The organism is Rhodococcus phenolicus, from assembly GCF_001646785.1.
In the GTDB taxonomy this organism is placed as follows: Bacteria; Actinomycetota; Actinomycetes; order Mycobacteriales; family Mycobacteriaceae; genus Rhodococcus; species Rhodococcus phenolicus.
The window spans coordinates 1-12,568 of sequence record NZ_LRRH01000045.1; the positions used below are offsets into that span (position 1 = coordinate 1).

14 protein-coding genes and 2 pseudogenes are annotated in these 12,568 nt (G+C 66.0%); 5 read left to right on the forward strand and 11 right to left on the reverse strand.

The window, feature by feature from the left end:
* Window positions 1–396, forward strand: a 396-nt coding sequence (locus A8G15_RS13880; RefSeq protein WP_068160342.1) for a DUF421 domain-containing protein, incomplete at its 5' end; no start/stop codon positions are given.
* Window positions 397–630: 234 nt separating this feature from the next.
* On the opposite strand, the gene A8G15_RS13885 is transcribed toward A8G15_RS13880, so the two are convergent.
* A complete protein-coding gene (locus A8G15_RS13885; RefSeq protein WP_245687841.1) occupies window positions 631–891 on the reverse strand; it encodes a hypothetical protein in 261 nt (86 codons plus the stop codon).
* Between the two features lie 461 nt (window positions 892–1,352).
* Here A8G15_RS13885 and A8G15_RS29890 point away from each other — a divergent pair, with 461 nt between their 5' ends.
* A complete protein-coding gene (locus A8G15_RS29890) occupies window positions 1,353–1,625 on the forward strand; it encodes a GNAT family N-acetyltransferase (protein WP_169833893.1) in 273 nt (90 codons plus the stop codon).
* Window positions 1,626–1,669: 44 nt separating this feature from the next.
* Here A8G15_RS29890 and A8G15_RS13895 read toward each other — a convergent pair whose 3' ends face one another.
* From A8G15_RS13895 to A8G15_RS13925, 7 genes are all read right to left on the reverse strand, one after another.
* Complete coding sequence (locus A8G15_RS13895; protein WP_082899892.1) at window positions 1,670–2,035, reverse strand: pyridoxamine 5'-phosphate oxidase family protein; 366 nt, start codon at window positions 2,033–2,035, stop codon at window positions 1,670–1,672.
* A 30-nt stretch (window positions 2,036–2,065) separates the two neighbouring features.
* Window positions 2,066–2,971, reverse strand: a complete 906-nt coding sequence (locus A8G15_RS13900) for an aminoglycoside phosphotransferase family protein (protein WP_068160285.1) — start codon at window positions 2,969–2,971, stop codon at window positions 2,066–2,068.
* A gap of 554 nt (window positions 2,972–3,525) precedes the next feature.
* Entirely contained in the window at window positions 3,526–3,882 is a 357-nt protein-coding gene (locus tag A8G15_RS13905) for a hypothetical protein (protein WP_068160288.1), read from the reverse strand.
* Entirely contained in the window at window positions 3,879–4,355 is a 477-nt protein-coding gene (locus A8G15_RS13910; RefSeq protein WP_068160294.1) for a hypothetical protein, read from the reverse strand. The genes A8G15_RS13905 and A8G15_RS13910 overlap by 4 nt, the downstream gene beginning before the upstream one ends.
* A gap of 559 nt (window positions 4,356–4,914) precedes the next feature.
* Window positions 4,915–5,166, reverse strand: a complete 252-nt coding sequence (locus tag A8G15_RS13915) for an Atu4866 domain-containing protein (protein ID WP_156665388.1) — start codon at window positions 5,164–5,166, stop codon at window positions 4,915–4,917.
* Between the two features lie 23 nt (window positions 5,167–5,189).
* The gene (locus A8G15_RS13920; RefSeq protein WP_068160300.1) at window positions 5,190–6,590 is read right to left on the reverse strand and encodes an amidohydrolase family protein; all 1,401 of its coding nucleotides are present in this window, start codon (window positions 6,588–6,590) and stop codon (window positions 5,190–5,192) included.
* A gap of 27 nt (window positions 6,591–6,617) precedes the next feature.
* Complete coding sequence (locus tag A8G15_RS13925) at window positions 6,618–7,355, reverse strand: Atu4866 domain-containing protein (RefSeq protein WP_068160302.1); 738 nt, start codon at window positions 7,353–7,355, stop codon at window positions 6,618–6,620.
* 281 nt (window positions 7,356–7,636) lie between these two features.
* Between A8G15_RS13925 and A8G15_RS13930 the strand changes: the two genes are divergently transcribed.
* Entirely contained in the window at window positions 7,637–8,467 is an 831-nt protein-coding gene (locus A8G15_RS13930) for a helix-turn-helix domain-containing protein (protein ID WP_068160305.1), read from the forward strand.
* A 256-nt stretch (window positions 8,468–8,723) separates the two neighbouring features.
* Complete coding sequence (locus A8G15_RS13935) at window positions 8,724–9,476, forward strand: SDR family NAD(P)-dependent oxidoreductase (protein WP_068160348.1); 753 nt, start codon at window positions 8,724–8,726, stop codon at window positions 9,474–9,476.
* A gap of 180 nt (window positions 9,477–9,656) precedes the next feature.
* On the opposite strand, the pseudogene A8G15_RS29895 reads toward A8G15_RS13935, so the two are convergent.
* The 3 genes and pseudogenes from A8G15_RS29895 to A8G15_RS13940 all read right to left on the reverse strand — a co-directional run.
* Window positions 9,657–9,794: pseudogene (locus A8G15_RS29895) on the reverse strand (single-stranded DNA-binding protein); the annotation flags it as partial.
* Between the two features lie 376 nt (window positions 9,795–10,170).
* Window positions 10,171–10,263 (reverse strand): annotated as a pseudogene (locus A8G15_RS31835) (HVA1 family protein); the annotation flags it as partial.
* On the reverse strand, window positions 10,260–10,826 hold the full coding sequence (locus tag A8G15_RS13940) for a DUF488 domain-containing protein (protein WP_068160307.1): 567 nt from the start codon (window positions 10,824–10,826) through the stop codon (window positions 10,260–10,262). The gene A8G15_RS13940 and the pseudogene A8G15_RS31835, both read right to left, overlap by 4 nt.
* Before the next feature lie 134 nt (window positions 10,827–10,960).
* On the opposite strand from A8G15_RS13940, the gene A8G15_RS13945 reads away from it, so the two are divergent.
* The gene (locus tag A8G15_RS13945) at window positions 10,961–12,469 is read left to right on the forward strand and encodes a protein adenylyltransferase SelO (protein WP_068160309.1); all 1,509 of its coding nucleotides are present in this window, start codon (window positions 10,961–10,963) and stop codon (window positions 12,467–12,469) included.
* The last annotated feature ends 99 nt before the right edge of the window (window positions 12,470–12,568 follow it).

The window sequence follows — 12,568 nt, forward strand, 5'->3', positions numbered from 1 at the left end:
ACTCTATGGGGCACTACTCTGGTGGGCCAACGTGAATCCGGTGGATTGGGGATTACCGATGTGTTGCTGGTCGTACTCGTCGCAGAAGCTGCAGCCCCCGGGCTGCACGGTGAGGCGACCTCGCTTGCCGACGCCCTGATCCTCGTCAGCACGATCTTGTTCTGGAGCGTCTGCGTCGATGCACTCGCGTACCGTTTTCCTCGCGTGGCCCGCACCGTCAAGGCCCGACCCCGGCCCCTGATAGAGAACGGCAAGCTCAATCGCCGTTTGATGCGCCGAGAATTCATGACCCGCGAGGAAGTGGAGTCCCAGCTGCGTCTGCACGGCATCGACGACATCTCCGGTGTCGAGCGCGCCTACCTCGAGCCGAACGGGATGATCAGCGTTCTGAGCTGAGATCGCCACACCGGCGAGCCTGTCAAACCACCCGTCGTCGAATGATTTGGTTGGGGCGGAAGCGCTCCACCTCACCCTCCACACCGCCTTTCTCGTGGGGGCCTTCGAGACCAGACAGGCTGCGGGCGCGGATGCAGCGAATACTGACCGGACACGCCGCTGCAAATCGACAGAGCACGGGCGTGGTGACAGTACTCGTCAATGTGGTGCAGTCCGGCGCTCACGCCACGCTCCCTACCAAGGTGTACGCCGAGTAAGGCTCCACCCGGTCCGGTGAAGGAGTGCATCGACCAGTGCTCCCAGCACGCCACCGCCGAGGACCAGTGCGACCGTGTACCCGAAGGGCGAGGGAGAGTCGATGCGGACGGACGCGAAGTCGAGCGGCTGGTAGCCGGCGGTGTAGACGTCGAACGGCTGCGAGGCGAACCACCCCAACACGGCAGCGCCGGCGATCCCAGACAACACACCGAAACCGGTGAACACCAGCACAGTCATGATCGTCGACCTCTGCCGCGGCTTCATGACCCGTCCGTCACCGAGCCGCTGGATCCGTCCGCCGAGGACGCGATGTTCCCCGGGACGCCGTAGCCCGGCATCTCCCACAGTTGTGCGGGTTCGAGGACGCTGTCGTCGTCGGGCCACAGCCGCAGGCGCCACCCATCCCCGGGAGCAGTGGAACCGGGCCAGCCGTAGTCGAGAAGCCACGGCCGGAAACCTCCACCACGTACTCACCAGGCGGCACCGCGACGGTGACCGGCTCGGAGGTCGGGGACGACAGGCTCAGTATCCCGAACCCGTCGACTTCGAGGCGGTTTTCGCTGACCTGTGCTGCCATTGCGAGCGGTCGGCTGCGGGACGTCGGTCGAAGACCTGCACGTCCACGCCATCTCGAAGTTGTTCTGGTGCGGGCACAACACCACAACCATGGTGCCGTCGCCGGCGCTGGGCTGCTCCGCTTGGGCGTGTTCGAGCAGCTCGATCTCGAGCTGCTGCACATCGCCACCGATCCCGGGTGGGAGCGGCAAGGCGTAGGCGCCGCGATGGTCGAGTGGGTTCAGGCCCAGCATCCCGGCGATCCGATCGAGGCCGAAACCGATGGCGATGCGGTCGGCTTCTACCGGGCGATCGGGTTCGGTATCGCATCGCGCGGTGAGATGTATCCCGGCATCGAACGGTTTCGTGTGGTCTCGGAATCCCAGCCTGCTTCAGACGCCCATCAGGCTGTTTGATGCTGTCGGTGGGATGGTCGCGCACGACGGATCCCACGCGTCCGCTAATGGGCGTTGAGGAGCCAGCGATCTACAGGTACTTCGATCAGCACTCGCGGACCGTCCTGCGTCTCGTCGGCGGCGTCCCAGCCGCTGTACTTCTCCGCGAACAGCGTGACCAGATGAGGGAAGCTCAGAATCATCCGATGCACGAGGGCTCGCCCCTGCGCGACGCAGGGCTTGGCTGCCGATCCGTCGATGGCGAGCGAGACTCGAGGATCGCGTTGGAGGTTCCTCACCTTCACGTTCACGGTTGAGCTTGCGATCCAGAATGTCTCGCCGATCAGCAGGAACCATGCCGGTGTCGTATGGGGTGAGCCGTCCCGTCGCAAGGTTGTCAGCCACACGCACGGGGCATCAGCGATCGTCACACTGCTGACAGTAGATCCGCATCCCGCAACTCATCCCGGCGTGAGGGCACGATCAAGCGCCGCGCGACCCCGGGGTCCCCATGGCGACTTGCCGCCGGGAAGGCCCTGGTCCCCGTTCTGGCCCATCAGGATGAGGAAGAGGCTTTTCAGAACAGCCAACCCGCGGGCACGCCGGATCGTCGCTTCGTCGGCCTGCGCGTACGCCTCGAAGAATCGTGAGGACCTGCCCGCGGGGAGGAGTAGCCATGCGGCCGCGAGGTCCCATGCCGGATCGCCGGCGAACATGTCCCCGAAATCGATCACGCCCGAGATCGACCCACCGGAGACGATCACATTCGCGGGATGGAGATCCCCGTGCAGCCATACCGGTGGCCTGTCCCATCCGGGGGCAGCGACAGCATCGTTCCAGACATCGCGAATTTCCCCAGCGTCGGCGGCGATGTTGCTGGGAGCAATGGCTTGCAGATACTTCTCGAAGCCGGCCGTGCACTCTCCGGGGTGCGTGCCGCGGTCCGTACTCGTCGGTGCCTCTGCGGGCGTCTCCACGTGGAGCGCTGTGAGGAAGCCGACGAGAACATCGGTCGCGTGATCGCCGCGGCTGATCGAGGTGCGGTCCAGTGGTTCGCCGGGAACCCACGTCATGACGGTCCAGGTCTTCGGGAAGCGAGCGGACGGCTCCCCGATCCGCACCGGGGTCGGAACTGGAAGTGGTAGGCGCGGGGCCAGCGCGGGCAGCCATCGGCGCTCCTTGTGCTGGAGGTCCGGTGCGCGCTCTGTACGTGGCATGCGTACTGCCAATTCGTCGCCGAGGCGCCACATCTGGTTGTCCCAGCCGCCCGCAACCTCACGAATGGCGAGCCCGGCAAGGTCCGGATGTTGGTCCTGGAGAAGATCGCGGACCAGCTCTGCGGTGATCTCGATCCCGGGATCGGTCATACGAAGCCACGGTACGTGACCCGCTCCCCGGTCCTTCCGTCTCGTCGTCCACGCGGGTCCTCACGCGCTGCTGGTGAGGGTGTGCTGTTTGACGATCCTTCAAAGACGGGTGGCTCGAGAGCGGGGCGGATTCCGATCGCGGCCAGTGTGGATCGCGCTCGTGCTGCACTATCGATATTGGGCCGGTTGTCCTGCCCCACACTCGTCTTGTTCCCTTTTGAAACCCGAGGATGCCCAGGAGTACATCTCAGGGCGGGCGTCCGGATGAACGCTCTCCGTGTACAGATTCGGCAGGCTCTACGCCTGGATCTGTCGCCGGCGCCGAGCTATGAGCCCGAATCGGTGCGTGACCTTGCAAGGGGAGTCGCCCAGGAGAAAGCGCAGATCGACACCGAGTCGCCGGCCACCTCCAACCGAGCCTTCAGCGCCGCTCGAAAGAAGATCGAAGCCGGCCACTTCCAACATGCCATCGAGCCGGCCACGGTCTCATCGTGCAGATTTTCGGAGCGTCTCGCCCGATGACCTGCGGGAATGCTCGGGAGCGGGCACTGGGTCTACTCGGTGGATTTGGGGTGCCCGGTTCCGGCCGCTTTGATCCATAGGGTGCGGCGAGCAGTGTCGACGAGGTACCAAACGCGACCGCCCGCGGTGACCTCGCGTTGCCACTGCTCCATCACCACGCCCCCGTGCGTGGCGGTCGCGAGGGAGCCTTTGAGCTGGTGATGCCGCGAGGTCGGCGCGGGGGAGTCGGGTCGGGTGCGTAGTTCGGCCCAAGCGGTGAGAGTGTTCGCCGGCGCCTGCTGGCACAACGCGTCCCAGCCTTTGACCGCGTCGGTGGTGGCGAACCGCAGATCCCACCCGCCGACCGGGTCAGGGGGCGGGGCGACGCGGTCTCCGCGTTTCGGGCTCACGCAGCGCCGGGCGCGGGCACGGCGCCGTGATCGTCGCCGGTGTCGGCGGCGAGGATCGCCGCCAGCACGGGATCGGCGAGCGCTTCGGCGGTGTGGCGCCAGGCATCGATGACGTGCACCACCGGGGCCGGGTTGTCGAGCGAGTCCGCGGCCCGCAGGGTTGCGACCAGTTCGACGACGAACTCCTGGACGTCGTCGCGGGTGAGGAACGTCACCCAGGGGAACACGTCGGGCAGCACGTCGGTGACCAGTTCCCGCGCCCGGGCGTCGCGTTGGATCAGCGCCACGAACATCCGGGTCGTCACCGACGCGGCGGTGTGCTCGAGTTCGGCCCTGGCCGCCGTGGTCAGCACCAGGTCCTCGGCGTCACGTCGGCGCACCAACAGGGACTGCGCCGGCGAACGGCGCAGTCGTTCGACGGTCGCCTTGCCCTGCAATTGCAGTTCCGAGAACGTCACTTCATCCACTGGCATACATCAAAACTACTTCTAAAGTCACCGGTTGTCGAGGAAAGCCGAAATCGGAGTGCCCATTCACCGATGCGCTACCGCGCCCCGCGGGTCAGTCCGATCCGGTGGCCAGTTCGGCCATGATCTGGTTGAGCAGCGTGGAATGTTCCTCAGCTGACGGGTCCGGCAAGAAGTGTCGGGGCCTTCGGATCGTGGTGTCGGAACACCTCAGGGTGGCTACCGACACCGTGATCGTGACCACGGTGGGTGTAATCAGCGGAGGAAGACGACAGGCATCGCGCTGACCAACAGCTCTCCATTGCCTCCGTGCGGAACGACTTCGAGGCCGGCCTGGTTACACAGCGCTACACCATTGCGGGGATTCGACCGGTTCGGCTGCTGTCCGGAACTTGGAGGCCCGCGAGAACCTCTTCCATCCAAGGCCTTTCATATAAGGCCAGCCGATACGCTCCTTCTCGATCAGCCGATCGGTGTTCCGTTGGCGCGCGAGACGGCTTGCGCCCGGGTATGTCGGGCGCAAGCCACCGCTGTCGGTTGTCGGTCTTTCAGGGCGACGATTGCTTCACCCGGTCGGGTCCCGGTGCATGACCATGCCCGCGTGGTACAGGACGTCGTCACGGAACTCACCGTCGGCGGAGAAGCCGGTGTCGTCGCGGTAATAGATCATGGTGCCGTCGATCCGGTAGTCGCCGGTGTAGGCGGCCTCGCGGCTGCCCCGGGCTTCGACGTATCGCCCCTCGGGCAGGAGGCGTTGGCGGATGTTCCCGTCGGCGGTCACCCACAGTCCGACGAACGGGTGCTGTGCTTGCTCCATGTCCTTGACATTTTTCGTGTTCTTCACAGCGTCGCCACCCGCCGGGTGATGTCGTCGCGGGAGCGGACCACGTCCTCTCGGAGGGCGTCGATGTCTTCACCGACCAGCGAGCCTGCCCATTTGCGCGGGTTGCCGGCGACGAGGACGGTGTCGATGTTGCGTGCGTCGGAGCCGAGCACGAGAGTGCCGATGGCGTCGTTGAGGGGCATGTTGTTGACGTCGTCGGCGCGGACGATGAGCAGGTCGGCGTCCTTGCCCGGTGTCAAGGAGCCGGTGACCTGTCCGAGTGCGTTGGCGTCAGCGCCCTGCTGGGTGGCAAAGCCGAGGACGTCACGGGTGGTGATCTTGCTGCAGGTTTCGTCCGTTCCGTAGGCGGCGTCGGTGGCGCGCATGCGCTGGATGGCATGCAGGGTTCGCATCTGGGTGAACATGTCGCTGGCGAGCGCGACCTCCACGTCGATGCTCAGACCCGGACGGATCCCGACAGCGAGGGCCTCGTCGACGGCGGGCACCGCCGTTTCGAGACCGATCTGCGCGTCGGAGGTGGGGGCGAGCGACACCGTGACGCCGGCATCACCCATCGCCCTCCAGGCATCGGGGGTCAGTCCGGTCGCGTGGATCAGGGTGAGGGTCGGATCGAGGATCCCCATCTGCGCCCAGCGCAGGATCGCCTCCGACGAGGGCGCGCCGAAGACCGCGTCGATGCTCGTCCACACACCGAGATCGCGAGCGAGAGCGGCGAGTTCGGGACCATAGGCGATATCCGGTCCGGCAATCTCGTCGGTGGACAGGGCGGCCAGTCGCACGGTGACGAGACCATCTGCGGCGCCGTGGAAGTCGCTCACCAGTCGATTCATGTCGGCGGGCCACTGACGGTCCCACTCGCCGAAGTGCGGGCCCATCGCTGCGTGCACGCCCCGAATGCCGGTGTCGACGAGTGCGTTGAGCGCAGCATCGGAGTGCGCGGAGCTGCGTGAGTTGTGTGAGAAGTCGAGCATGGTCGTGATGCCCGAGTCGAGTGCGGTCAAGGCTGCGAGACGGGTCCCGATGTACATGTCCTCCGGCGTGTAGTTCGGAGCGATGCCGGCCAGGGTCGACATGACGTACTCGCCGAGGTCGGCGACGTCGGGGATGCTGCGGCGCAGTTGCGCTTCCCAGGCGTGGCGGTGGGTATCGACGAAACCGGGGCTGACGATCGCCCCACGGGTGTCGACGACGAGTGCCGGCGTGGCTGCGGCACCGTGTTCGGGATCGGAGCGCAGGTCGGGTCCGATCGCGACGATTCGGGAACCGGTGAGCAGGACGTCGCCGGTGTCGAGGTCCGGGATCGTGGGATCCATGGTGACGACGGCGCCGCCGGTCAGCAGGATCGCGCGGCCACTGTCACGGGCAGCAGTGAACTCGGTGAGGGAAATCTTCGGCATGGTGTGCTTTCGGGTGTCGGTGGCAGGTCAGGAACGGTGGAAGGTGTAGCCCGCGTGATGCAGTACGCCATCGGCGAATTCGCCGAAGGCCCAGAATCCGAGGTCGTCGCGGTAGTCGATTCGGTCGCCGGTGATCCAGTACGCGCCCTGGTAGGCGTGCGGGCGTCCACCTCGGGTTTCGTCGTAGCGACCGTCGGTGGTCAGGTGCTGGTGCACGAAATCGTTCTCGTCGATCCAGGTGCCGAGATACCGGTCCGAGGAGGCGGTGTGGGCAACCTCGGTGTCTGCTGCACGGCAGGCTACTTCGACCGGATGGCCGTCCCACAAGACGATGTCACCGTCGACGACGACCGTGAGCGCGATGTCGGGGGCGGTGAGGAATCGGCGCACCGCGGCGGACTCCGATTCTCCGGACACGGCGGGCAGGATCGCGAAACCGGCCGGATTGCCGGGTGCGATCGCGGTCGGTGACCGGAACGATGTGGGACGCAGGCCGCGCAGCTGAGCGGTGTCGACGACCGTCGGCACGATGACGTAGTTGTCGCAGTCGATGACGATCGCGCCGTCGTCATCGGCTGCGGTCAGCAGGCCCGGGCCGATGCCGACCACGCGAGAGCCGCCGAGAAGAACATCGCCGCGGTCGAAGTCGCCGATCAGCGAGTCGCCGGTGATGATCCGGGCGTTGGCGAACAGAAGTGGGCGGTGCCCGCCGGTGCGGTTGGCGGTGATGAGCTCGAGCAGTTCGGGGGTGAAGGGGGTGATCATGTGTGCTCCAGAAGAGGGGAGTGGGGTCGCCGGGTGGTCCCGACGAAATCCACTATCGGGGCGGACGTATGGCCGGAACAGGCCGGTGTGTGCCTGGGTGCGCTACAGCCTGTTTCGGACTGGGCCAAAGCATGGGGCCACAGAGGCAGTGTGACCACCGCCATGTTCCTCGTGGTGGCGATCACCCTGTTCGGTGCCGCTCTGGTCCTTACAGCCGAGCAATCCCAGCCAGGGTGCGACACGGCCTGCCACCCGCGACGCGGTGAGGCTAGCGTCGTCTCATGAGCTCCACCGAACTGGGAACATTCCTCAAGGCGCGACGCGGCCACGTGCTGCCCACGGATGTCGGCATCACAGCGCAGTCGGGGCGCCGCGTTTCTGGTCTTCGCCGTGAAGAAGTCGCCATGCTCGCCGGCGTCAGCGTCGACTACTACACCCGACTCGAGCAGGGCCGCGAGCGAAATCCCTCCCCAGCGGTCCTCAACGCCCTCGCCGGCGCACTCGACCTCGACACCGATCTGCGCGAGCACCTGTTCCGTCTCGCCGGCCTGGCACCGACACCGCGCACCCCGGTACGGAAAACCGTCGACGATTCACTCCGGCAACTGCTCGCATCCTGGTCGCACACCCCCGCGCTCATCATCAACCGTCAGTTGGATGTTCTTGCATACAACGATCTCGCTGGAGCGCTGTACAGCGGATTCGAACGCATCGACAACATTGCGCGAATGGTCTTTCTCGACCCCTTCGGACGCAGCTTCTTCACCGACCGGGACCGCGCCACCACCTCTTGTGTCGCGAACCTTCGACTCGCTCTCGGCCACACGGGTTCGGCAGACGATGTCCGTGCTCTCGTTCTCCAGGCACACGCTGCAAGCGCCGAGTTTCGCGAACTGTGGAGCCGGCACGACGTTCGAGGAAAAACACACGAGGCCAAAGAATTTCGTCATCCTGCCGTCGGTGACCTTCTCCTCGAGTACAACGCCTTCGATGTCCGCAGCGCCCCTGGCCACCAGTTGATCGTGTACCAAGCTCCCGTCGGCTCGTCCAGCGCCGACAAGCTCCAACTGCTGGGATCCCTCGCAGCAACCGCCGGCTCCGATCTGCCGTAGGTTCGTCGTTCAGGCAGGCAGAAACTGTCGACACATCGCGGTATTCGGACTGTGAACCTTTGCCGAACAGAGCAGCAGCGTTCGAGGGTGCTACTGCCACCGTCTACACCGAACGGGAGCTCGGCTCCAATCGATGTTGGATAGTGTTGTCCACGTCGAGCCCGTCCCTGTCTCGTGACGGGATCCTGAATTCTGGTAAACGGCGGAATGCCAGGGGATTGGCGGGATACTCACCGTGAAGGAGAAGGTGCAGTCCATGCGAAAGGTGCTGGTCACCGGCGCGTCGAGCGGAATCGGCCGCGCCACCGCCCGTGCATTCGCCGAACTCGGTGACACCGTGGCGGTGCACTACGCGACCGACCGGGAGGGCGCCGAGCGCACGAGGTCAGGGCTGCCCGGTGACGGCCACACGATCGTCAGCGGTGACATCGGAGATTCGGCGCAAGCACGAAACCTCGTAGAGCATGCGGTCGACGCGCTCGGTTCGTTGGACGTGCTTGTCAACAACGCCGCCGTGGCGCCGTCCGCGGTCAACCGCCACCCGATCACGGATACCACCTACGACGATTGGTGCGCCGTGTGGACCAGGATGGTAGAGGTGAACCTTCGCGGGTCTGCTTGCGTGACCTGGGCAGCGGCACAACACATGACCGCAGGGGGCCGCATCATCAACGTCGGCTCGCGCGGGGCGTTTCGAGGTGAACCCGAGCACCCCGCCTACGGCGCAACCAAGGCGGCCCTGCACGCACTCGGACAATCGCTGGCGATCGCCCTGGCACCACGAGGAATCGCCGTGAGCAGCGTCGCACCCGGATTCGTCTCCAGCGAACGTCAGCAACCGAAGCTCAACAGCGAAGAAGGCACCGCACTACAGCAGCAGAGTCCCCTCGGCCGCGTCGGGACACCGGCCGAAGTGGCCGCAGCCATCGTCTATCTCGCCTCACCCGAAGCCGAATGGGCCACCGGAACGATCCTGGACCTCAACGGCGCTTCTCATCTTCGGACATGACCGACTTCCTCTACGGCGGAAAAGCACACTCCTCGCCTATCAGCGGAAGTCTGGGTGCCGTGGATGCATACGGCCGGTCCCCACGGTCCGGTGTTGTCGACTCTGATGTCGCCGTGGGCAAACTGCCGCAGTGGAGGCCGACATTGGCGCCGGCGTAGTTGCCGTTCTGCGGGGAACTGCCTCGTTCGACTGCCGGTCGAAGTTGCGGGGTGTGGACGCAATGGTGAAGTTCGCGACTGCGGCGCCCGCGGGGGTGAATCGCAGCTCGGGGTCAGCCGTCAGATCGCCGACGATGATGATGACGGTGTCGCCTGCCATGGTCGGCGACGAACCTGAAGAACCTCGATGCTGCCGGACTGAAGTCCATCGTCGGATCGAGGGTGACGAAGGCTCCGGCGGATCTGGCCAGCCATTTCCACTGGGAACGGGGACGGGCGAGCCCCGTACCCTCAGGGCACACGTCTGACTGTCAGCGAACTGCCCCGTTGTCACGGCTCCGGATTCGAACGGGCAGTGAAAGATCTTGGGCGGCTCGAATCCAGATCCCTCAACCGGCGGTGGAAGCCCGCGAGCACTCTCGGGTCCTGCCCTGTTTGAGGATCCTCAAACAGCACACCCGCAACCCGTCCGGCATCCGATCGCGTCCTGCAGAATCCGACACCCGACCCGTCCGGGACAACCATCCCGCAGGTAAGTCCTTCGTGTGAACCTTCGTGATCGTGCCGGAGACCCGGCCCGCCTCGGAATTCCAGCTCACGTGGTCGCCGACCGCGAACTGCACGCTCATGCGGTGCCTCCTCTCGTCTGCGGATAGGTCACGACGCCGTCGGGACTCACCGAAGGCGCCGCACCCCACTGTCCCAATTCGTGCTGCTTCGGAGCGGCGTTGGTCATCAGGTGCACGATCGTCCATCCCCGCGCCGTCAGGGTGTTCGCGATCAGCAGGCGGTGACAGCGCCAGGGCATCGGTTCGCCGCACATGATGGCGACGTGCCGGTCGGCGGCGAGATCGGTGAGTCGCGCGAGACCCGACTCGAAGGCGGGTGTGAGGGTGTAGTCCGCGTAGTTCTTGAAGCCGGCGTTCCGCCACCCGCCGTTGAGCGTCGGATCGATGTCCTTCTGCTTCGGTCGCCGGCCGCCCAGTTCGGCCAGGTGCAGGTACCCGATACCGGCACCCTCGAGCCATGTCGGCATCTCGTCGGCGTCGAACTGCGGGCTCCGGCGCGAACCCGGCATCTTGCGCACGTCGACGAGCAAGTCGATATCCGCCGAGGTCAGCGTGTCGAGTACGAGTGCGGGCGGGCAGGTCCAATGGCCGATCGTCCACAAGGTGCCGGGAGCGGCGCTCATGCTGTGCTTCCTCCCTCCGACAGGTCTGCACACGTCGACGGTATCGGGCGCACCGCGACCGCGGCGCCGACGCCACTGGACGACTTCCCGGTCGCGCGCGGCGCCATACACGGCGGGGTGGCTAGGCTCGGGTGATGGCGACGATCCCGGATTTCCCGATCGGTACGAGCACCGCAGTGCCCGGTCTCGAGAGCACATTCGTCGACGAGATGGGCGGCTTGTCCGTGCCGTGGCAGGGGGCAGAGGTGCCCGATCCGAAGCTGCTCGTGCTCAACGAGGACCTGGCAGCGTCGCTGCGGTTGGACGTGGATCTCCTGCGCAGCGACGACGGTGTCGCCGTTCTGGCCGGATCGGCGGTGCCGGCCGGGGCGAAGCCGGTGGCGATGGCGTATGCGGGTCACCAGTTCGGTGGGTACGCCCCGCTCCTCGGCGACGGACGGGCGTTGCTGCTCGGCGAACTCGTCGGCACCGACGGCCGGCGCGCGGATCTGCATCTCAAGGGTTCGGGGCCCACGCCGTTCTCCCGAGGCGGCGACGGCTTCGCGGTGGTCGGGCCGATGTTGCGCGAATACCTGGTCAGCGAGGCCATGCACGCGCTGGGGATCCCCACCACCCGTTCACTGTCTGTGGTGGAGACCGGCCGGCAGATCTACCGCGACGGCATCGAACCCGGAGCCGTGCTCGCGCGCGTCGCGTCCAGTCACCTGCGGGTGGGCACCTTTGAATTCGCGGTCCGGCGGGGAGAGGTCCTGCAGTCACTGGCCGATTACGCGATCACCCGCCACTATCCGACGCTGACTGATCTGCCGGCGACCGGGAAGAACAACCGCTATCTGGCTTTCTTCGAGGAGGTGCTCGAGGCCCAGGCCTCCCTGGTGGCGCGATGGACGCTGGTGGGTTTCGTGCACGGCGTGATGAACACCGACAATACGACCATCTCGGGAGAGACCATCGACTACGGTCCGTGCGCCTTCCTCGACGCGTTCGACCCGGCAGCGGTGTTCAGTTCCATCGACCACAGCGGCCGTTACGCCTTCGGTAACCAGCCCGCCGTCGTGAAGTGGAACCTGGCGCGGTTCGCCGAAACCCTGCTGGCACTGGTCGATTCCGAGCCGAACGCCGCGATCGCCGCGGTCACCGCGGTCCTCGACACCTTCGACGCACGATACGAGCACCACTACACGGCAGGGATGGCGGCAAAACTCGGCTTCTCCGGTGGCTCAGTGGACCGGACACTGATCGACGATCTGCTGACCCTGATGGAAGACCACCGCGCCGACTGGACGGGCAGCTTCCGCGCTCTCGCAGACGAACTCCGTGGAGACTCGACACCGCTCGACCGTCTCGTGCCGCGCGAGCACATCGGGCCGTGGCTGACGCGCTGGCGGAATGCTGTGCAGCAGCAGGTTCGTGCGCCAGCGGAGGCGGCGGACGCGATGGACCGCGTGAACCCGCTCTACATCCCGCGCAACCATCAGCTCGACGCAGCCCTGCGCGCCGCGACCGACGGCGACCTCGCGCCGTTCGAGAAACTGCTCGAGGTCGTCACGCATCCGTTCGACCACCGCGACGAGTGGTCCGAGTACGCCGCGCCGGCACCGCGGTCGTTCACCGAGACCTTCCGGACTTTCTGCGGCACGTGATCGGTGACAGGACCCAGCAGTGCGTGTCGATCGGCCTTGCAGTCCGGTAGCCGGCAGTTCGACTGCTCACATCTGTGGTGACATGCCGAGACGGCAGCG

Bases quoted from the DNA above. Each gene is read 5' to 3' on its own strand.
- A8G15_RS13885 (WP_245687841.1), bottom strand. From the start codon at position 891: ATGACTGTGCTGGTGTTCACCGGTTTCGGTGTGTTGTCTGGGATCGCC.
- A8G15_RS13900 (WP_068160285.1), bottom strand. From the start codon at position 2,971: ATGACCGATCCCGGGATCGAGATCACCGCAGAGCTGGTCCGCGATCTT.
- A8G15_RS13910 (WP_068160294.1), bottom strand. From the start codon at position 4,355: ATGCCAGTGGATGAAGTGACGTTCTCGGAACTGCAATTGCAGGGCAAG.
- A8G15_RS13915 (WP_156665388.1), bottom strand. From the start codon at position 5,166: ATGGAGCAAGCACAGCACCCGTTCGTCGGACTGTGGGTGACCGCCGAC.
- A8G15_RS13920 (WP_068160300.1), bottom strand. From the start codon at position 6,590: ATGCCGAAGATTTCCCTCACCGAGTTCACTGCTGCCCGTGACAGTGGC.
- A8G15_RS13925 (WP_068160302.1), bottom strand. From the start codon at position 7,355: ATGATCACCCCCTTCACCCCCGAACTGCTCGAGCTCATCACCGCCAAC.
- A8G15_RS13930 (WP_068160305.1), top strand. From the start codon at position 7,637: ATGAGCTCCACCGAACTGGGAACATTCCTCAAGGCGCGACGCGGCCAC.
- A8G15_RS13935 (WP_068160348.1), top strand. From the start codon at position 8,724: ATGCGAAAGGTGCTGGTCACCGGCGCGTCGAGCGGAATCGGCCGCGCC.
- A8G15_RS13940 (WP_068160307.1), bottom strand. From the start codon at position 10,826: ATGAGCGCCGCTCCCGGCACCTTGTGGACGATCGGCCATTGGACCTGC.
- A8G15_RS13945 (WP_068160309.1), top strand. From the start codon at position 10,961: ATGGCGACGATCCCGGATTTCCCGATCGGTACGAGCACCGCAGTGCCC.